This window comes from Thermogutta hypogea (genome assembly GCF_055386265.1).
On sequence record NZ_AP042425.1, the window covers coordinates 628,760 to 648,135 of the forward strand.

Sequence of the window (19,376 nt, forward strand, 5' to 3'; positions counted from 1 at the left end):
CCCGTTGACGGGACGGGTTTCAAGCAAGGTAGCAACGTTTGCCACTTTACCATCATTACGCCCAACGTGCCCAGGGGGGAAGCAGCCCGGCTCGCAAAATAGCGTGTCGGGCTGCTCTTTTAGCGGGCGGTTAAGTCCGTCGTTCTAGACGGCCACCACGTTGTCGCAGACCGCCACTCCCGGCATGGCGTCGATGAAATCGGGACCGAAGGCCCGCGCCGGTGTCGTGAATCCGAACGGCAAAGACTCCGTCAAGACGCGCTCCACGGAAGCTAAAGCCGTTAACACCGTAAGCGCGTAACCGTCGGGAGTCACGATCGCGGCGGAGGCGACGTCTCCCGCTTCGTTTCTCACCTCTCCCCAGAACTCGCTCCGGGAACCGTTGATCAGCTCGTTTTCGGCGCCTGCTTTCGGTTCGGGAGGCGAGCCCGCGTGCGGCCGACTCAAGAGATTGCGGAGGGCGGTTTCGACCATGGGGTTGGAGGGCATGACTTTGCCGAGCGACAGCAAGGGCGCCGCCCAACGCATCACCCGCAACGTCTTGGGCGGCAGGGCCAAATAGACTTCGATGTTGGGGATCCCGGTCGTGTACCAAGCGGTGGCGACGTCGCCCCAAGGGATGGTGACCGCGGTGCGCGGTCCCTCGGGAAAGGGAATCTCGCGGATGCGGTACGTGAGCGGCACGCGTTTCAGTTTGCCGTGGCGGCGAATCATGCCGCCCTTGGGCAGGATTTCCCACACGGTCCGGGCCGTTCCGGTGCTCACCATTCCGATGCCTGTGAAGGCCAAAACCAGATGCGTGGGTTGCGCGATCCGGCACGCGAGCTTGGCCGCCAGGCAATCGCTCGGGACGACGTCGAAACCGACGCCCGGCACCAACGTCACACTTCGCTCTCTCGCCCTGGCGTCCAGGGAAGCGGCATGCTCGAAGACGTCGATCTCTCCGGTGATGTCCAAGTAGTGGGTGTGCGTTTCGAGACAGGCCTCCATCATGGGGCGCGCCGTTCGCGAGAAGGGGCCGGCGCAATGCAGAACCAACCGCAGGCCGGCCACCGCGGCGGCCAGGTCGTCCGGCGCGTCCAGCGAGAAAATGCGGTAGGGGCAGTTCAGCGACTCGGCTAAGTCGACCACGGCGTCGCGATTACGCCCTGCCAAGATGGGACGATGTCCCCGGGCTACGGCTTCCTCGGCAATACGGCGTCCGGTGAAGCCGTTAGCCCCATAGATCATCCAGCGCGGATCCTCACTCATGTGGTGTTTTCTCTCCCTGGTTGTGATTCAAAAGCTGCCGTTGCAAACCTAAGCGATGATGTCGCGCCTTCTTTGAAGATAATCCCACACCACGTAGCGGTCGAGGTCCTTGCCGGCCGTGAAAAAGACGCGGCCCTGGGCGGACTCCGCCAGACGGTAGGCAAACCGTACGTCTTCTCGGGTCTGACTCCAGCCTGCTAAGAGGAAAATATTAATGGTAATTCCGGCCCGGCGGCAGAGTAAACCTTCGCGCAGCGTCGCTTCCTCCGTGCGCTCATGCGGGGGGTAGAGCAGATACAAGTAACGCCCTTCGAAATGGGCGGTAGGCAGCCCGTCCGTGATCAGAATCACCTGGCGATTCGGCGTGTCCTGAACTTCCAGCAACTGCCGGGCCAGTTGCAATCCGCGCTGAATATTCGTGAAGTGCCAGGGCACGTCTATTTCCGTAATACGCGGGTCGCCCATATCCGCTCGCAGGCGAATGACGGGATCGTATACCGTCACTGACTTGGGCATCAGTTGCGAGATCTCGGCTGGAGGAACGCGGCGGGCGAAGCTGTAAATCTCGACGAAGTCGAGGTAGTCCCCCGGGTATTCCTTGCGGATCAAACCCTCCAGCGCCAAGGCCATCCTTTTGACATCGACGTACAGCCCCCCGTAACGCATGGAGCCGCTCATGTCCATCAAAACGGCGGTAGCGCACTTGGGGTTATTGCGCGTGCGATGGATCAGGATATCATCCTGCCGCAATGCGACGGGAACTCGCGGGCCGCCGCGGATCAAGGCGTTCACAAAGGTACCGGCGATGTCCATGTGGGAGGGAGAATCGCCGAACTCGAAGGGTCGGGTTTGCGGCAGTTCGACGTTGCCCTCGCCTTGGATCGGCCCTTGATGCCGCCCCGATCGCGCAGCCTGCAAACAACTGAAGATCCGCGCGAGCAAGCGATCTTGGAACAGCCGGTGGGCCTTGGGAGTGAGCTGATACCCGCCCTTTCCGCGTTCCAGTCCCTGACGTTCCGCCAATTCGCGAATCAGGTCCTGAATCTGCCGCATGAAGCCACGCAACTCGCCGACGTCCTCGTCATCCACGAAACGCCGGAGGGCCTCCAAGTCGATGACCCCGAGGCGGGCATTCTTACGAGCCTCCTCCAATTGCTCGAGCAGGCGGTCGATGGTTTCCAGGATCTCCTTGATTTCCAATGCCTGCGGCACGGACATCCGCTGCCGCCCCGTGAAAACGTACTTCGCGGCCAATTCGTCGACCAGGTACTTGTCGCCCAATCGCTGGGCCAGGCGCAGCACCTGCCGGGCGAACTCGCTCTTCTCATCGTCGCACAAATACCACAGGCGCTCGAGGTCGAAGATTTGTTCCTCGCGGAACGCCCGTTCAAACCGCTTTTGCAACGTCTCCGGGGGATGGACGCTTTGGCCCAGCTTGCGGTAGGCCTGTTCCGCCTCCGCCCGAACGCCCTCGGTTTCGTAAGTCGCTAAGATCTTGGCTTTTTTCTGCTTCAGCATTTCGATGATCGCATCGAGGGACGGCCCCAGTCCCGTGATCATCGAAGGGTCGAGCTTGACGGCCCGGGCCAGCTCCTCCTCGCTCAGTTCGCGGAGGCTGCCGAAGGCCAGCATGTGCTCCATGACCGGGGTCACCAAATCGGGCATCGGCTGAGTCGGGCTGGGGAAGCGGACGGGATTGTACTTTTGATAAACATGAACGACCCCGCCGGGCCGACGCTCAGGAGATTTCATAGGTCACTTTTCCCCGGTACTCGGCGCGGGAGATCCGGTCCGTCACGTACAGCCCCGCCAAAACGAACTCCACACAAGAGGCGCGGACCGCCGGATCGGCGGACACGTTGACCTCGAAGGCCTTTTCCCAAGCCGGCGGAACGCGCTTCAAACGCTCGGCATAAGCCGAAGAGGGCAGCAGATCGCCGACCTCGATCTTCGTGCCTCGGCCGAAGACCTCGGCGATCTCCGCCAGCCCGTGCTCATCCACGTACTCTTGAAATACGTCGCGAATCGCTTCGGCAACGATCGCATCCAGGACCTGCTTTTCGGTCATCTGGTGGCCGGCCATCAAATCCAGCTCCAATTTGCCGAGAGCGGAGGAGGAGAGATGAGCCAAATCGCTGATCCGCGGCACGGCCGGCTTTTCTCCCAGCACGATACCGCGCCGCCTGGCCGAGGCTACCATGGTGCGATAGTTGGCGATGCTCAGCCGGGCGCTCACGCCCGACTGGTGATCCACGTATTTCGAGCGCCGCGCCGCCATGCTGATTTGCTCGATGATTTCTTTCATGAAGTAGGGGACGACCACGGGGTACTCGCCGTCCAAAGGTATGCCGGCCTCTTGCTCCGTGATCGTGACGGCGGAATGCCGATCCAGCGGATAGTGCGTGTGGATCACCGAGCCGATGCGGTCCTTGAGCTGCGGGATGACTTTGCCGCTGCGGTTGTACGTGGCGGGATTGGCCGAAAAGAGGATCAGCACGTCCAAGTCGAACCGTACGGGATAGCCGCGGATTTGTACGTCGCGCTCCTCGAGGATGTTGAAAAGGCCGACCTGGACCAGTTCATCCAATTCCGGGAGTTCATTCATGGCGAAAATGCCGCGGTGCATGCGGGGAATCAGGCCGAAGTACAACGCGTCTTCCGCCGACAGGCTCACGCCGCCCGCCAACCGCGCGGGATCGATTTCGCCGATGATGTCCGCGAATTTGGTGCCGGGGGCCAATCGCTCGGCGTAGCGACGATCTCGCGGCCACCACCCGATGGGCACCTCGTCTTCCGGCGTCTCGGCGAGAAACCGCTTTCCCTTGGCTGTAATCGGTCGATACGGATCCTCGTGGACGGGGACGTCCGGGATGTCGAGATAAGGAATCTCTTCGTCCAAAAACCGCGACAAGAGACGCATCAACCGGCTCTTGGCTTGGCCCTTCTCGCCCAAAAACAGCATGTCGTGACCCGCCAAGACCGCGAGGCTGATTTCCGGGATCACCGTGTCGTCGTAGCCGACAATGCCGGGGAACAGGTCTTCGCCTTGGGCCAACGCCCGGGTGAAGTTGTCCCGCAGCTCCTGCTTGACGCTTTTGGACTTCCAGCCGCTTTCTCGCAATTCCTTGAGAGTTCGCGGTTTGACCGCCGCAAAGGGCATAAGGCCGCTCCGTGTGGTGCTTATGACTCGCCGCCGATGGGGTAGGTGCGCCCCGCGTGGCGGCGTGGACTTCGGCGCCGAATCGTTCGTTTTCATTCTAGCGCGGCGAAAGACCGGGCCAAGGGTGAACCGGCCGGAAGTGCGCTGCCGACGATCGAAAAGGCAGGGCGAGTCTGAGATCGCAAGGGCGTCTCGTTCAATCCGGCACTACCGCCACCGCCCTGATCGGGGAACCGTCCAACCCGATGAAATTGAGCGGAAACCCTACGAAGATGAACTGGGACGGCAAGTCGTGCAAATTGGTCAACGCCTCGACGATGACGATCTCAGCCCCCGGGCCGAGCAGAGAACGGTGGCATTCCCTGCCCGCGATTTTGCTGGGCGTGGGCATGTCCATACCGAGGAGGGCGATGCGTTTGGCGGCAATCCATTCGGCGGCGTCCGCCGTCAGCGAAGGGAGGTCGGTGAAGTATTCCGGGCAACCGAATCGGGAATACCAGCCGGTCCGCAGAATGACGCGCCCACCGGGCACGAAGGCCGCTTCGTGCGGGGCCAACATTGGCGGCGAGATGGGCGTCTTGGCGGGCAGTTCACCGCCCGGCGCGAGGTCCACCAAGACGGCCGGGCCGTAAAAGGCATCCAGGGGGATTCGATCCAACGTTCGGCCGCCCTCGATGAAATGCCACGGGGCGTCCAAATGCGTGCCCTGATGGGTCCCGATTGAGACTACCGAGACATTGCATCCCCCGGCGGCAAGCGTGCGATAGGGCTGGATGCGGAGCGGGGGATCATTCGGATAGCTGGGTCCGCCATCCCTCAACGGTAGCGAAAGATCCACGATTCGCGGCATGTTCGGTTCCTTTCGATTCGATCACTGGGGGAAAAGATTGCAGGGATGTTTGGATCACAGAGGACATTCGTGTGCCGCGGTTTGGAAGATGCACGGGGCGAAGTTCCGCCCTCGGCCTTCCACGTCACGCCTGGTGTCGTTCCCGGCTGCTGATTATTGCGCGACGATTCGGAGCCGCGAGAGATCGAACTCGACCTGATAGCGTCGCGGGTCGGTGCCCAGACCGGAATACTCCGGCTTGGCGGGCGGCTCTTCCGGCGGCTTGTCGAATCGCGTGACCCCGACGATGATTTCCGCGTCCGGGCCGGGGCGATTGATGGCGACACCCGCCACGACATAACAGCGCGCGCGGGTCTCCCGAAGCTCGCAAACGGCGCGTTCCAATTCTCGAACCGCGGCCGATGCTTGACGTTCCGCGTGCAGAACCGCGAAATACAGCATCCGAAGCGATTCGGCGATGTTTGCGCGGACAAAGTCGCAGGCATCATCGGGCATCGCCGCCAAGGAATCGGCGATCTCGGCGAAAGCCGCCGTGGAGCGATCGCCTTCGACGGCCGCCGTCAACGCGCCGCAGCAGGACGACGGGTGCCCGAACCGCAAGAATCGGCCGAACACCGGTCCATCGACGGTGTCCATCATGCCGACGTGCGCGTCGACTTTAACGGCGTAGGTTTGGAGGGATTCCGGACCGCACTCTTCGGACCCCGCCAAGGCAAAATGATGCACCATGACGCCGCATGCGCCGGCCTCGTAACGGGCGCCCAAATTGACGGAGCGGAATGCGGCCTTGCGTCCGACTTTCAAGGAAGGGAGGAGTGGTTCCACAAAGTCTCGTTGAAAAGCCGCCGCCGTCTCCCATTCGGCCTCGTCCGAACAAGTGACGTGGAGCGCTCCGACGACTGCGGGACGATCACGTTCCACAGTCCGCCGCAAGGCCGTGGTCACGGTGCGTAGGTCGCTTTCTTGACCGATGAGAGCGAGTAACTCTTCCAACGATAGGTTCTCCCTCGATTGTTCGGGATCTCGTGCGGTTTCGGCGGCGAATTTCCATCGGCCGAACGAGGTCCGCCGTCGAGATGCCGTCTTGTTCGATTCGATATTCGTTGCCGACGCGGCGCCGGCACGGATCGCCCGCTGTATTTTTGCGCCGACTCGGCCGCTCGGCAAGCAGTTTGGGTGAATCCGCCGCACGAATGGCATCATCAAGCCCTAGCTATGCCGGCGCGGCGCGTTCCGATAGAATGGGGTGGTGAAGACGGCGGCGAAATCGCTCGCCGTGAACGGCCGCCTTGCGGGGAGGACGCCCCTCGCCGGCAACCAACTTTCGGCCGTGCCGCATGCGTGCTCCGTCGGGGTCGGTTTCCGTGAATCTCGGTGGAACCGACTTCTTTCGTTTTCCATTGGGGGTGATCAACGTGCAGCTATCGGACTACAGGTTTACCACGACGCACGAGTGGGTGAAGGTCGCGGAGAACAATCAGGGCGAAACCATCGCAACGGTGGGCATCACCGACCACGCGGTGCAAGCCCTCGCGGATTTGGTCTTCATCGAGTTGCCGCCGATCGGGAAGGAACTCCAGGCGGGCGAGCCCTTCGGGCAAATCGAATCCGTCAAGGCGGTCAGTGATCTCTACACGCCGGTTTCGGGAACCGTTGTCGAGACCAATGCGACGCTCGGCGAACGCTTGGAGACCTTGCCCGACGACCCGTACCAAGCCGGTTGGATGATTCGCTTGCGAGTGAGCCGGCCGGAAGAGTTGGAGAAGTTGCTCGATCGCTCCGCATACGAAAAGCTATGTGCCGAACAGGCCGAGGCGGACCATTGAGCGGAGGCCGACTTGCGGAGGTGGCGCCGCCTTCGATACCGCCCGTGACGGACATGCCCGCTTCGAGTATTGCGTGACGCTCTTGTCCGGCGCGCTGACGCTCGAGGGGTACCGGCGGGAGGGTGATGGGCGACCGGATCAACCCGCTCGGTTTTGCTTCCGGGACATCTTTTCGCGTTTTCGCGCGATCGTTCGCGGGTTTTGTCAAGGCGTTATTTCAGTCGCAAGGTTGACGGTCGGCCGGCGGCCTTGTTCCGCGGCGTGGGTTTCGCAGCAAGCATAGGTAGGGTGATTCGAAATGGCATACTTGCCGCAGAGTAAAGACGATATCCAACGGATGTTGGAGGCCGTCGGGGTCGCCGCCGTCGATGACTTGTTTTCCCATATTCCGCCGGAGGTGCGATTCGGCGGACGGCTGAATCTGCCGGCCTCTCTGAGCGAAGCCGCCCTGCAACAACACATGGAAAGCCTGGCGGCACGCAATACCGGCACGGACCGGTCCGTTTCGTTCCTCGGCGGCGGCTGCTACGATCATTTCATCCCCGCCGTTGTGGATTTCGTGGCCTCGCGGAGCGAGTTCTACACCTCGTACACGCCGTATCAGCCGGAAGTCAGCCAGGGAAATCTCCAGGCGCTGTTCGAGTATCAAACGCTGATTACTCAACTTTTCGGAATGGATGCATCGAATGCCGGGCTGTACGACGGGGCGACGGCAACGGCCGAGGCCGTCTTGATGGCGATCGCCGCCCAGTCCGGCAAACGCAAGGTACTGATTCCGGAGAGCCTGCATCCCGAGTACCGACAGGTGCTGCGAACATATACGGCCAACGTGGACGTTACCATATCCACGTTAGCGACTCCGCGCGGCCGGTTGGAGCCGGAGACCGTCGCCAAGCAGCTCGACGCCAAAACCGCCTGCATCGTCATTCAGCAGCCCAATTTCTTCGGATGCGTGGAACCGGTCGATGCCCTGATTCGCGCCGCCCACGAAGCCGGTGCTCTGGCCGTCGTCGTCGCGGATCCGATCAGCATGGGCGTGCTGAAACGTCCCGGCGACCTAGGCGCCGACTTGGTCGCCGCGGAGGGGCAATCGCTGGGGATTCCGCAGCAGTGGGGAGGGCCGTTTCTCGGCATTTTGGCCTGCCGAGAGCCGTTCCTGCGTCGGATGCCGGGCCGCATCGCGGGTCAGACCACGGACCGCCATGGGAGACGATGTTGGGTTCTGACCCTGCAAACCCGTGAGCAACACATTCGGCGGGAAAAGGCCACGAGCAATATCTGCACCAATCAGCATTTGATGGCCGTGCGAGCGTCCGTCTATCTTGCGTTGATCGGGCCGCACGGCCTGCGCCGGGTCGCCCATCTGTGCCTCAACAAAGCGCGCTATGCGGCAAAGGCTTGGACTGACGGTACCGGCCTGAGGTTGGCCTTCGACGCCCCGTTTTTCAAGGAATTCGTCTTGCGGGCCGAAAGCGAGACGGAAGCGGCTCGGCTTCAAGAACGGGCTTTGGAGGCCGGCTTCTTCGCCGGGACGGCCCTAGGGCAATGGTATCCCGAATTGTCAGACGCCATCCTCTTGGCCGTCACCGAACAGCGGAATCGCGAGCAAATCGACGCCTTGGCCCACTGCTTCGCGTGCGGGCGTCTACGATCGCCTGTGCCGCAGCATGCCGCCCGTTGAGGCCGGCTCCGAAATCGCTTTACGACGGCGGGCTGAAATTGAGAAAGCCGAACGGAAATGAAGAATCGTTACGCGACGCAATTGTTGTTCGAACTGTCTAAGCCGGGAACGGCGGAAGAGATTTTTCCGGATTGCAACGTTCCGGAGGATCCGCCGGAGTCGTTCCTTCCGAAGGAACTTCTGGCTCCGGAACCGCCGCCCCTGCCGGAATTGTCCGAGCCGGAGGTGATTCGGCACTTCATCAATCTTTCCCAGCGGAATATGTCGGTGGATACGCATTTCTATCCGCTGGGGTCGTGCACGATGAAGTACAATCCCAAGCGGAACGATCGCGCCGCCAACTTGCCGGGCTTCGTGAATCTGCATCCTTATCAGCCCGCGGCGACCGTGCAGGGCCTGCTGGAGTGTCTGCACACCCTGGAAGGGATGTTGGCGGAAATCGCGGGCATGGATGCGGTCACGTTACAGCCCGCGGCGGGAGCTCAGGGGGAGTTGACGGCCCTGTTGATGGCGGCGGCCTACTTTCGCGATCGCCGCGAACACCGTACCAACGTCCTGATTCCGGACGCCGCGCATGGAACGAATCCCGCTAGCGCGGCGATGGCCGGCTTCCATGCCGTGGAAGTGCGAAGCGACCCGCGCGGCATGGTCGATCTGGAAGATCTGGCCGCCAAACTGGATGCCCGAACGGCCGTCTTCATGATCACCAATCCGAACACCCTGGGTCTGTTCGACGTGAATATCCGGCGCGTAGCGGATATGGTCCATGCGGCGGGCGGATTGGTGTATTTGGACGGCGCCAATATGAATGCCGTGCTGGGCATTGTGCGGCCCGGCGATTGCGGCGCCGATATGATGCACTTCAATCCGCACAAGACCTTCAGCGGACCGCACGGCGGGGGAGGTCCGGGGGCCGGGCCCGTGGCGGTCAAGCGTCACTTGGCCGATTTCCTGCCCGTACCGCGAATCCTTGCCCGGCAGGGAGGCTTCGCTCTGGATTACGACCGCCCCAAGTCCATCGGCAGGATGCGCAGCTTCTACGGGAATATCGGTGTTTTGTTGCGTGCCTATGCCTACATTCGAACGCAGGGGGCGGAAGGGCTAAGGCGCGTCAGCGAGCGCGCCGTGCTCAACGCCAACTATTTGCTGCAACGAGTGCGGCACATCGTACCGGTACCTCACGGTCCTCGCTGCATGCACGAGTTCGTGGCGTCCGCAATGAAGTTGAAGGCTGCTCGCAACGTTTCGGCCATGGATTTGGCGAAACGGCTCTTGGATTACGGATTCCACGCTCCCACCGTCTATTTTCCCTTGATTGTTCGCGATGCCCTGATGGTGGAGCCGACGGAGACGGAAACCAAGGAGACGCTGGATTCGTTTGCTGAAGCCTTGTTTCGAATCACGGAGGAACCGGAAGAGCTGCTGCACGAGGCACCGCACACGACTCCCATCAGCCGTCCGGACGAGGTCCGCGCGGCCCGCAATCCGATCCTCAAATGGACGCCCAACACCGACTCCGCTTGATTCTCGACCCGCCGCGGGACGGTCCGTGGAACATGGCCGCCGATGAGTGGTTGCTGCACGCGACGGCGGAATCGGGCAGAGGTTGTCTGCGTCTCTACCGCTGGGCGCCGGCGACGCTGTCGTTGGGGTATTTCCAGGTTTGGCAGCCGGAATCATCCCGCCGGTTCGGAGAGGGGCTGCCTGTCGTCCGGCGCTTGAGCGGCGGAGGGGCTATTCTGCACCATCACGAGTGGACCTACGCTTTGACGCTGCCCATCCGGCACCCCCTCGCGCAGGATCGTTTGCGGCTGTACCAAACGGTTCACCGGACCTTGTTGGAGTGGATGGCGACTTTGGGGTTCTCCGCCCGAATCTTCCAAGGCGAAGATGCAGGGAGACAAGAGGCCGCCTGCGGCAATCGCGCCGGAGAGTGCTTGGATACCTCGATATCGCCGGGAATCGAATCTCGGTCCGCCGCAGACGACGGCGGGGACGCACCGGGGCGGGGGAAGTGCCCTTTCTTGTGCTTTTTGCGACGTTCGCCGGGCGACATCTTGGTACGATCGGCGGACGGCTCGATCGAGACGAAAATCGTGGGCAGCGCGCAGCGGCGGGAGCGTGGGGCCGTACTCCAGCACGGAAGCATCTTATTCGCTCAATCGCCCCTGACGCCGGAATTGCCGGGACTGCAAGAATTGACCGCGAACGGCGGGCCCCGGGCCGCGGCGGGGGTGGACGCCCTTGACGAGGCACGGCCGTCACGGAGCTTGTCCGCGGCGGACGTGCTCCGGCATTGGGAACGCGTGTTTCCTGACCAGTGGCTGCCGAGCTTGGAGCAGGAGGTTGGTTGCAGGGCAGAGCGGGAAGATTGGTCGGGGCAGGAAGTTGCCGCCGTCGAGAGATTAAAGCCGAGATACGAAGATCCGAAATGGAACCGGCGTCGTCGGGCGGCCGGGCAATGAGGCAGTGCATGTCCGCAAAGCGGTCGCTTACGGATTTCCTCGGCCTCGGTAATCGTCGGAAACGGAGAGAACGTCCGATGCCGTATCTTGTGATCGCGGCGGGGGTGCTGGGCTGCTTGGTCGCCGTGATGGCCGTGATCGGTTGGGTCGGGCGATATCGCTGGAGGGCCGTCACTCGCGACATTCATTTGAGGATGGCGATGCAGGCGGGCCGCCAACCACCGGAGTTGTCCGCCGACGAAGGCCGGGACCGATTGCCCGCACCGGTACGGCGGTATCTGAGGCACGTGCTCGGCGATGGTGGCTGCCTGATTCGCCAAGTGCGGATGCGGCAGACGGGCACCTTCAATATGAGCGAGTCCGGCGAGAATTGGCGGCCGTTTTCCGCCGAACAATGGGTAATCGTCAACGGGCCTGCTTTCGACTGGGATGCCTGCATTCAGGCGGCGCCGTGGGTTCCCGTCCGGGTCCATGACGCCTACGTTGATGGAGAAGGGCTGATTTCGGCCGCCGTCTTCGGTCTATTTCCGGTCGTCCAAACTACGGATGGCGAAGGGACGGCACGGGGGGAATTGATGCGTTTTTTGGCCGAAACGCCGTGGTACCCTACCTTGCTGCTGCCCGGCAACGGAGTCAATTGGCGGGAGATCGACGACCGCACGGCGGAGGCCTCTCTCACGGACGGCAGGCACACGGTGCGCATGACGTTCGGCTTCAATGCGGATGATTTGCTGTCTGAAGTGCGGGCGGAGGCAAGAGATCGGCTGGTGGCAGGTCGCCGGGAAAGCTCGCCTTGGCATGGGCGATTTTGGGACTACCGGAATTACCAGGGCATTTTAGTTCCCACGGCGGGGGAAGTGGCGTGGGTGCTGCCGGACGGAGAAAAGCCTTATTGGCGGGGCCGATTGCAAACCATCCAGTTCGATTTCACCACGAGACATTGATTTTGGCGTCGGCAGGCGACCGAATTGAAGTCCGGACGGCGCCGGTCTATGTTGCAGTTCTCACAACGCTGCGTTCTCGACGCGCGACGCTCCCGGCTTCCAACGCGGGCGAGCGACGGCAATCGCATCTCCGGGGATTTGCCGATGCGCGGCCTGAAGAGCGGCTGCCCGGACCATGATGAGGGAGTTTTCATGTCGGCGGAAGGCGTGAGACGCGCACTGATTCAAAGGTTGGAGTCTTGGTACGCCGCCGGCGTCCGGGTCTGGCCGAAGCCGACGGTCGCGGAGCCGATGGGTTTCGGAAAAAACGAGCCATCGAATGCGCCCGCGGAAAAGCCGGGCGTTGTGAAGAGTCTCGCGCTTCCCGCGGAGTTCGCGGCAAGCCGGGCGCGCGCAAACCGGGGGGAGCCGGCACCCGGCGGAGACGCGACGGACGCGGCGGAAACGCCTAACATCGTGCCGGGCCGACAGGCGACGGAGGTGCCTCGGACGCGAGAGGATCTGCTGAAGGAATTGGCCGCGCAGGTCGCCGCCTGCCAACGGTGTCCGGTCCTCGTCCAATACCGCACGCAGACGGTCTTTGGTGTGGGTAATCCCTACGCGGAGTTGGTCTTTATCGGTGAGGCCCCGGGGGCGGACGAAGATCGGCAGGGCGAGCCTTTCGTGGGTCGCGCCGGACAACTATTGACGGACATGATCACCCGGGGCATGGGCATGCGACGCCAGGATGTGTACATCTGCAACATCCTCCGCTGCCGCCCCCCCGACAACCGCACGCCCACAGCCGAAGAGGCGAGTCATTGCCGGCCGTGGTTGGACGCCACGCTCTCCGTGATTCAACCGCGGTACATCTGCTGTCTGGGCGCGACCGCGGCCAAGTACCTCTTGCAAACGGAGCAGCCGATCGGTCGCCTCCGCGGGAAGATTTGGGAGTACGGTTCCGCGAAGGTGGTGTGTACTTATCATCCCGCCTATTTGTTGCGGTCTCCCAACATGAAAAAGGAGGCTTGGGAGGACATCAAACTCCTGCTGCGCACGATGGGTCGCCCTATTCCCGGACGGTCGTCGTAACGTCGCAAGATCTTCTCCGCGTAAAAGTGCCCTGCGTGCTTGCGGCCACCGCCTCTCGTCCCGATAATCATCGACGCTGAGCGGTCGACTTGCGATCGGGAAAGAACCCCTTTCCACGGTGGGGCGTTGTTCGGATCGCGATTGCGCGCTCGATTGGTGTGTACCGAGCGGCGTCTTTTCCCGGTTCGGAGACATGCGGGCGGCGCAAGCGGGTCAGCGATCGCGAAGGATATTTCACGGGTCGATGGACGGAAGGATTCAACTCATGCGGACGCCATGGCTGATGTTGTGTTGCTTTGTCGCCGCCTTGGCCGACATCGGGGCGCGAGCGGCCGCGGAGGAATTCGCCCTTCCCGTTGGGACAAAGCCGGCCGCACTGGATTTTCCTCATTTCCCGGATGCCGCCCATGCCGTCATTTGGCGGAATTGGGGATTGGTATCTCCGGACGATCTTGCACGGGTATTGGAAACCTCGGGCGACGCGGTGCGCGCGGCTGCCGGGGCCATGGGTTTGCCGCCGACCGATGCGACTTCGGACCTCTTCCGAGGTCGAGGCTACATCACGTTGATCCGGCGGAATTGGCACCTCTTGCCCTATGACCAGCTTCCTGAACTCCTGGACATGACGCCGGAGAAGCTGGCGTACATCTTGCGGGAGGACGATTTTCTCTACGTGAAACTCGGCAATCTCAAACCCGACTGCGACAGGGTCCGGTTGGTGCCGCCGACGGCCGAAGTTCAAGCGGCGGAAGCCCGCATGCGTGCCATTCTTACCAAGCATTTGGGTCCAAGTGCCGAGTTCCAAGAGGAACCGAGATTCGCTTTTGTGCAGGAGCTATCGCGGCCGGAAAGACCGGTTACGGAGGCTGCCCCCGAAAGGATCCGTCAGGGCTTGCGACTGATTTATTCCTACTTTGCGCCGTACGGCGATCCGCTCATGCATCCCGAGTTGGATCCCTACCCGGACGGCTTGCTACAAAGGTTGGCCGACCTGGGCGTCAACGGCGTCTGGATGCACGTGGTGCTGCGAAATCTGGCCCCGGGCGGCGATGATTTTCCCGAATTCGGCGAGGGTTCCGAAACACGGCTGCGCAACCTGCAAGCGCTGGCCGCGCGGGCGAAGCGCCACGGCATCGGCATTTACCTTTACATCAACGAACCGCGGGCCATGCCGCGTGCGTTTTTCGCGGACCGACCGGAAATGGCGGGCGTGAGCGAGGGAGAGTTCACGGCGATGTGCACGTCCGATCCGCGGGTGCAGGCGTGGCTGCGCAACTCCCTCACGCACGTTTTCCGCGAGGTGCCGGATTTGGCCGGCGTGTTTACGATCACCGCCTCCGAGAACCTCACGAACTGCGCCTCGCATTTCCGCCGCCAAGATTGCCCTCGCTGCGCGGCGCGGACCGATGACGAAATCTTGGCCGAAGTCAACCGCCTGATCGCGGAAGGCGTTCATGCCGGCAACCCCGAGGCGAGGGTCATCGCCTGGGATTGGGGGTGGCACGGCCATCAGGACGCATCCTCGCTGATCGCGCTCTTGCCGAAATCGGTTTGGCTGATGTCCGTCAGCGAATGGGCGCAGCCGTTCGAACGGGGCGGGATTCGCGGTACGGTAGGCGAGTACTGCATTTCGGTGCCCGGCCCGGGGCCGCGCGCGGTCCGGCACTGGGCGGAGGCTCGCCGCCACGGGTTGAAGACGGCGGCCAAGGTCCAATTCAACATAACCTGGGAACTCTCCAGCGTGCCTTTTTTGCCGGTTTTGGATTTGGTGGCCGAGCATTGCGCCAACCTCAATCGACAAGACATCGACGGTCTGATGCTGACGTGGACGTTGGGCGGCTACCCGTCTCCCAATTTGGCCGTGGCATCGCGATTTGCCGCGAACAAGGAGGCGACGGCGGAGGACGTCTTGGACGCCGTGGCCGCGGAGCGCTACGGCCCAAGGGCGGCCCCGCAAGTCCGCCGGGCGTGGGCGGCCTTCAGCAGGGCCTTTCGGGAGTACCCCTACAGCGGCCAGGTCGTCTACAACGGCCCGCAGCACATGGGGCCGGCCAATCTGCTCCGGTTGCAGCCGAGCGGTTATCACGCCACCATGGTGGGCCTGCCTTATGACGATCTGAACGGCTGGCGAGGGCCTTACCCCGAAGAGGTTTTTGCCTCGCAATGGGATAAACTGGTGGATGGCTGGCGGCGGGGGTTGGATGAATTCCGTGCCGCGGAGGCCTTGGCGGACCAGGACAAACGCTTCACCCTCGAGAGCGACCTGCGGGTGGCGGAGGCGGCCTTTCTCCACTTCGCCTCCGTCCGCAATCAGGTGCGGTTCGTCATGCTGAGGGACCTATGGCGGGGGGCGAATCCCGACTCGCCGGCGCGGAGGGAACTGCAAACCAAGCTGCGGGCCGTCGTGGAGGAGGAGCTTGTCCTGGCAAAGCGGATGTTCGTCTTGGCCTCCGTCGATTCCCGGCTGGGATTCGAGGCCTCGAATCACTATTTCTACGTTCCCAACGACCTGCTGGAAAAAATCCTCAATTGCGAGGACGTTTTGGCGCAATTGAATGCCCCATGACAAAGTGGCGCCCCTGGGCGATGTTTCGCCGATGGCAATCCCGGACGGCGACCGCGGAACCTAACAGGAGGATGAGCGATGGCGCCTAAGCAGAGAATTTCGCGTCGCGACGGCCTGAAGGGGTTGGGCGTCTTGGGGACCACGGCCTTTTGCGGCGGGGTTGCGGCCCCTCTGGCTGCCCGGGAATCGGCGACGATCCCCGATCCGGATACCGCGGACACGATTCTCAAGACGGTCCTGGGCACGCCGCTTATCGACACCCACGAACACTTGCCGGACGAACAAGATTGCTTGCAAGGGCCGAACGGCGGCCCGCAGGAGGATTGGACCGTCATCTTGCGTCATTACCTGGATTCGGACCTTCGCACGGCGGGGATGACCGGGCAGGAATATGCGCGCTTTTTTCAAGACCCGCTGGAACCTGCCGTCAAATGGGAAGTGTTGGCGCCGTATTGGCCGGCGGTGAAGAATACCGGTTACGGACAAGCGGTGAGAATCGCCGTCGAAGAACTCTACGGGGTGTCGGATTTGTCGGCGGATACGGTGGAAACCGTCGCGGAGGCTTACCGGAAAACGCGATGCACGGGTTTTTACCGGCGCATTCTTCAGGAAAAGGCCGGCATCGAGTCGTGCCAGGTCAACACCGGAACCTACCGGGAATCGAAGCAACCGCTGCTACTTTTCCAAGACCTGAGCATCGTAGGCATGTTCAGTGGGCCGGACTGGAAGGCGTTCGGTGAACCGACCGGCATCGAGGTTCGCTCCTTGGGCGACTGGCATCGCGTCATCGATTGGTGGTTCGACAAGTACGCGCGGTATGCCGTGGCGGTGAAGAGCCAAGATGCTTATCGCCGCAACATCGACTACCGGCCTACTCCGCCGGAGCAAGCGGAAGAACCGTTCACGAAGCACTTGCGAGGCGATCCGCTGTCGGCGGAGGAACGCAAGAGCGTCGAAGACCATCTATTCTGGTACGCCGTCGGGAAAGCCGCCGAGCACGATCTGCCGGTCAAACTGCACACCGGGTATTACGCGGGCGACAACTACATGCCTTTGTCCCGCGTGGCTCGAAACGCGGAGGCGGCTTGCGATTTGTGTCGCGCCTCTCCGGCGACCCGATTCGTGTTCATGCACATTTGCTATCCCTATTACGAGGACTTGATAGCGGTCGCCAAGCACTATACCAATGCGTATGTGGATATGTGCTGGTCGTGGATCATCAATCCCGCGGCGGCCAAGGACTTCTTGAAGAAGTTTCTGGTCGCGGCCCCGGCCAACAAGATTTTTACGTTCGGGGGAGATTACTTCGTCGTGGAACCGGTATTGGGCCATGCGGGGATAGCGCGGCGCGGCATCGCCTTGGCGCTGCGTGAGCTTGTGGAGGAAGGCTGGCTTTCCAGGCAGGACGCGTTGGATTTGATTCCGACCGTGATGCACGGGAATGCCCGACGGTTTTTCCGTTTGGACGAAAAAGCGGAGGCGTTGAAGTCCGCCCCCTGGGTCCGGTAAGTCGAGGTTCGAGTTTTGCCGCATTTGTTTGAGGAGCTACCAGGCAATGAATTCACGCCGCCTCTTGCTTTCGATTGCCGTGGCAACGGTCTTTGCGGCTTGGGTTATGACGGGCACGGCCGTCGCTCGGGAGTACCATGTGGCCGTGAACGGCGATGATGCGTTTCCCGGCACGGTGGAGCAACCCCTGCGGACGATTTCGGCCGCCGCCGAGATGGCCCAACCCGGCGACGTGATCACAGTTCACACGGGAACCTACCGCGAGTGGATCCGGCCTCCGCGCGGGGGAACGTCGGACGAGATGCGGATCGTGTATCGGGCCGCACCCCACGAAGAGGTGTGGATTAAAGGTTCGGAGATTGTTAAAGGCTGGATTCCCGAGGGCGACGGCGTTTGGAAGGCGGTTTTGCCCAACGCATTTTTCGGCGACTACAACCCCTATGCGGACAAGATCGAAGGCGACTGGTTTTCCGATCGCGGCCGGGTCCATCACACGGGTGAGGTTTACCTGAACGGCAGGTCGCTCTTCGAAGTGACTTCCCTGGAAGCGTTGCGGCAGCCTCAGCCTCTGTCCGGGGCTGTGGACGCCGACGCATCCACGTACCAGTGGTATGCCGAGGTCGGCGAGCAAGAGACCGTGATCTACGCCCAGTTTCACGCATTCGATCCCAACCGAGAGACCGTCGAGATCAACGTCCGGCCGGCTTGTTTTTATCCGACGCGAACGGGAATCGACTACATCACGATACGAGGATTTCGCATGAGCCGGGCGGCTACGCAATGGGCGGCGCCGACCGCGGAGCAAATCGGCCTGATCGGCACCTTTTGGAGCAAAGGCTGGATCATCGAGGACAACGTCATTAGTCACTCCAAATGCACGGCAATCACCTTGGGGAAGGATCGCGCAAGCGGCCACAATGCATGGTTGGCCGAGCCTCAGAAACCGGGGCACGTGGTATATAACGAGGTCGTCCTGCGGGCCGTCGAGAACGGTTGGAACAAGGATCGCATCGGGTCGCATGTAGTGCGGAACAATGTCATTCACGATTGCGAGCAGGCGGGCATCTGCGGGAGCATGGGCTGCGCCTTCAGCGAGGTCAGCGGCAACCATATCTACAATATTTGGGTCAAACGTCAATTCGGCGGGGCGGAAATCGCGGCCATCAAGTTCCACGGCGCCGTTGATACGGTGATTCGCGGCAATTGCCTGCACCATTCGCAAAAAGGGCTTTGGCTCGACTGGATGACGCAGGGGACCCGGGTGAGCGGGAATCTCTTTTTCGCGAACGTGCAGATGGATCTTTTTGTGGAAGTCAATCACGGACCGTTCGTGGTGGACAACAACCTATTCCTTTCGCCCACGGCCCTGTTGGACATGTCCGAAGGAGGTGCGTACGTGCATAATGTTTGGGCCGGCCGGCTCACCCTCCGGCCAGAGCCGCGGCGAGACACCCCCTACTTCAAACCGCACTCGACGGAAATCGCGGGCTTGGCGTTTACCCAAAACGGCGACAATCGCTTTTTGAACAACATTTTCGTGGGGCCGACGGACGCCGTGGACGAGAAGTCCGCGCCGCAGCACGGGTTGGCGCACTATGCCGAGGCACCGCTGCCGAATTCGGCGGAAGGTAACGTCTATTGGCACGGGGCGAACCCTTTTCCGCAAGAAGAGTCGGCGATTTGGGAGGCCGACTTCGATCCCGGTTTCCGCATCGCCCTGGAGGAAGACGGTATCTACTTGGAATTCCGTTATTCTCCCAAGTTTGCAGGCTCCGAGTCTCGCGTGGTGAACAGCGAACGTTTAGGCGTCTCGGCGATTGCCAAGGCTCCGTACGATGCCGCGGACGGCTCGGCGTTGGCCGTGACGACGGATTATTTCGGGGACGCGCGTGATGCGGAGCGCCCCATGCCGGGACCGTTCGCCTTTCGCGGGACCTGGCCCGCCAAGATGCGATTGTGGCCGAAAACTCGTTAACGGATCGGGGCCGCCAAGCCGCCGTGTGCGATGAAAGTGGTCCCGGGGCTTGCGTCATCTTTGATAAGGAATGAGCGT

The 19,376-nt window shown here is 62.0% G+C and carries 14 protein-coding genes; 9 read left to right on the top strand and 5 right to left on the bottom strand.

Translation table 11 applies throughout. The features are described 5' to 3' along the window. Positions 1 to 144 precede the first annotated feature (144 nt). From ACZ5B4_RS02100 to ACZ5B4_RS02120, 5 genes are all read right to left on the bottom strand, one after another. The gene (locus tag ACZ5B4_RS02100; protein WP_464912788.1) at positions 145 to 1,251 is read right to left on the bottom strand and encodes a saccharopine dehydrogenase family protein; all 1,107 of its coding nucleotides are present in this window, start codon (positions 1,249 to 1,251) and stop codon (positions 145 to 147) included. 48 nt (positions 1,252 to 1,299) lie between these two features. Further along, positions 1,300 to 3,003: a vWA domain-containing protein gene (locus ACZ5B4_RS02105; RefSeq protein ID WP_464912789.1), complete on the bottom strand. Its 1,704-nt coding sequence runs from the start codon at positions 3,001 to 3,003 to the stop codon at positions 1,300 to 1,302. Continuing rightward, positions 2,990 to 4,411: a magnesium chelatase gene (locus tag ACZ5B4_RS02110; protein WP_464912790.1), complete on the bottom strand. Its 1,422-nt coding sequence runs from the start codon at positions 4,409 to 4,411 to the stop codon at positions 2,990 to 2,992. The genes ACZ5B4_RS02105 and ACZ5B4_RS02110 overlap by 14 nt, the downstream gene beginning before the upstream one ends. A gap of 196 nt (positions 4,412 to 4,607) precedes the next feature. Then, a complete protein-coding gene (locus tag ACZ5B4_RS02115) occupies positions 4,608 to 5,261 on the bottom strand; it encodes a cyclase family protein (RefSeq protein WP_464912791.1) in 654 nt (217 codons plus the stop codon). 153 nt (positions 5,262 to 5,414) lie between these two features. Then, a complete protein-coding gene (locus tag ACZ5B4_RS02120; protein ID WP_464912792.1) occupies positions 5,415 to 6,254 on the bottom strand; it encodes a hypothetical protein in 840 nt (279 codons plus the stop codon). A 371-nt stretch (positions 6,255 to 6,625) separates the two neighbouring features. On the opposite strand from ACZ5B4_RS02120, the gene gcvH reads away from it, so the two are divergent. From gcvH to ACZ5B4_RS02165, 9 genes are all read left to right on the top strand, one after another. After that, positions 6,626 to 7,087: a glycine cleavage system protein GcvH gene (gene gcvH / locus ACZ5B4_RS02125; protein ID WP_464912793.1), complete on the top strand. Its 462-nt coding sequence runs from the start codon at positions 6,626 to 6,628 to the stop codon at positions 7,085 to 7,087. A 298-nt stretch (positions 7,088 to 7,385) separates the two neighbouring features. Beyond that, positions 7,386 to 8,768: an aminomethyl-transferring glycine dehydrogenase subunit GcvPA gene (gcvPA, locus tag ACZ5B4_RS02130; protein WP_464912794.1), complete on the top strand. Its 1,383-nt coding sequence runs from the start codon at positions 7,386 to 7,388 to the stop codon at positions 8,766 to 8,768. Positions 8,769 to 8,825: 57 nt separating this feature from the next. Next, complete coding sequence (gcvPB, locus tag ACZ5B4_RS02135) at positions 8,826 to 10,292, top strand: aminomethyl-transferring glycine dehydrogenase subunit GcvPB (RefSeq protein ID WP_464912795.1); 1,467 nt, start codon at positions 8,826 to 8,828, stop codon at positions 10,290 to 10,292. Next, positions 10,265 to 11,233, top strand: a complete 969-nt coding sequence (locus ACZ5B4_RS02140; protein WP_464912796.1) for a lipoate--protein ligase family protein — start codon at positions 10,265 to 10,267, stop codon at positions 11,231 to 11,233. The genes gcvPB and ACZ5B4_RS02140 overlap by 28 nt, the downstream gene beginning before the upstream one ends. A gap of 77 nt (positions 11,234 to 11,310) precedes the next feature. Then, positions 11,311 to 12,177, top strand: coding sequence for a DUF6920 family protein (locus ACZ5B4_RS02145; protein ID WP_464912797.1), 867 nt, complete (start codon positions 11,311 to 11,313; stop codon positions 12,175 to 12,177). A 48-nt stretch (positions 12,178 to 12,225) separates the two neighbouring features. Beyond that, a complete protein-coding gene (locus ACZ5B4_RS02150; protein WP_464912798.1) occupies positions 12,226 to 13,248 on the top strand; it encodes a uracil-DNA glycosylase in 1,023 nt (340 codons plus the stop codon). 265 nt (positions 13,249 to 13,513) lie between these two features. Next, positions 13,514 to 15,814: a hypothetical protein gene (locus ACZ5B4_RS02155; protein ID WP_464912799.1), complete on the top strand. Its 2,301-nt coding sequence runs from the start codon at positions 13,514 to 13,516 to the stop codon at positions 15,812 to 15,814. 78 nt (positions 15,815 to 15,892) lie between these two features. Next, positions 15,893 to 17,323 carry an amidohydrolase family protein gene (locus tag ACZ5B4_RS02160; RefSeq protein WP_464912800.1) on the top strand — a complete coding sequence of 477 codons (1,431 nt, stop codon included), beginning with the start codon at positions 15,893 to 15,895 and terminating at the stop codon, positions 17,321 to 17,323. 46 nt (positions 17,324 to 17,369) lie between these two features. After that, a complete protein-coding gene (locus tag ACZ5B4_RS02165) occupies positions 17,370 to 19,298 on the top strand; it encodes a right-handed parallel beta-helix repeat-containing protein (protein ID WP_464912801.1) in 1,929 nt (642 codons plus the stop codon). Positions 19,299 to 19,376 lie beyond the last annotated feature (78 nt).

Coding starts and splice junctions, on each gene's coding strand:
- ACZ5B4_RS02100 (WP_464912788.1), bottom strand. CDS start 1,251: ATGAGTGAGGATCCGCGCTGGATGATCTATGGGGCTAACGGCTTCACC.
- ACZ5B4_RS02105 (WP_464912789.1), bottom strand. CDS start 3,003: ATGAAATCTCCTGAGCGTCGGCCCGGCGGGGTCGTTCATGTTTATCAA.
- ACZ5B4_RS02110 (WP_464912790.1), bottom strand. CDS start 4,411: ATGCCCTTTGCGGCGGTCAAACCGCGAACTCTCAAGGAATTGCGAGAA.
- ACZ5B4_RS02115 (WP_464912791.1), bottom strand. CDS start 5,261: ATGCCGCGAATCGTGGATCTTTCGCTACCGTTGAGGGATGGCGGACCC.
- gcvPA (WP_464912794.1), top strand. CDS start 7,386: ATGGCATACTTGCCGCAGAGTAAAGACGATATCCAACGGATGTTGGAG.
- gcvPB (WP_464912795.1), top strand. CDS start 8,826: ATGAAGAATCGTTACGCGACGCAATTGTTGTTCGAACTGTCTAAGCCG.
- ACZ5B4_RS02140 (WP_464912796.1), top strand. CDS start 10,265: ATGGACGCCCAACACCGACTCCGCTTGATTCTCGACCCGCCGCGGGAC.
- ACZ5B4_RS02145 (WP_464912797.1), top strand. CDS start 11,311: ATGCCGTATCTTGTGATCGCGGCGGGGGTGCTGGGCTGCTTGGTCGCC.
- ACZ5B4_RS02150 (WP_464912798.1), top strand. CDS start 12,226: ATGTTGCAGTTCTCACAACGCTGCGTTCTCGACGCGCGACGCTCCCGG.
- ACZ5B4_RS02155 (WP_464912799.1), top strand. CDS start 13,514: ATGCGGACGCCATGGCTGATGTTGTGTTGCTTTGTCGCCGCCTTGGCC.
- ACZ5B4_RS02160 (WP_464912800.1), top strand. CDS start 15,893: ATGGCGCCTAAGCAGAGAATTTCGCGTCGCGACGGCCTGAAGGGGTTG.
- ACZ5B4_RS02165 (WP_464912801.1), top strand. CDS start 17,370: ATGAATTCACGCCGCCTCTTGCTTTCGATTGCCGTGGCAACGGTCTTT.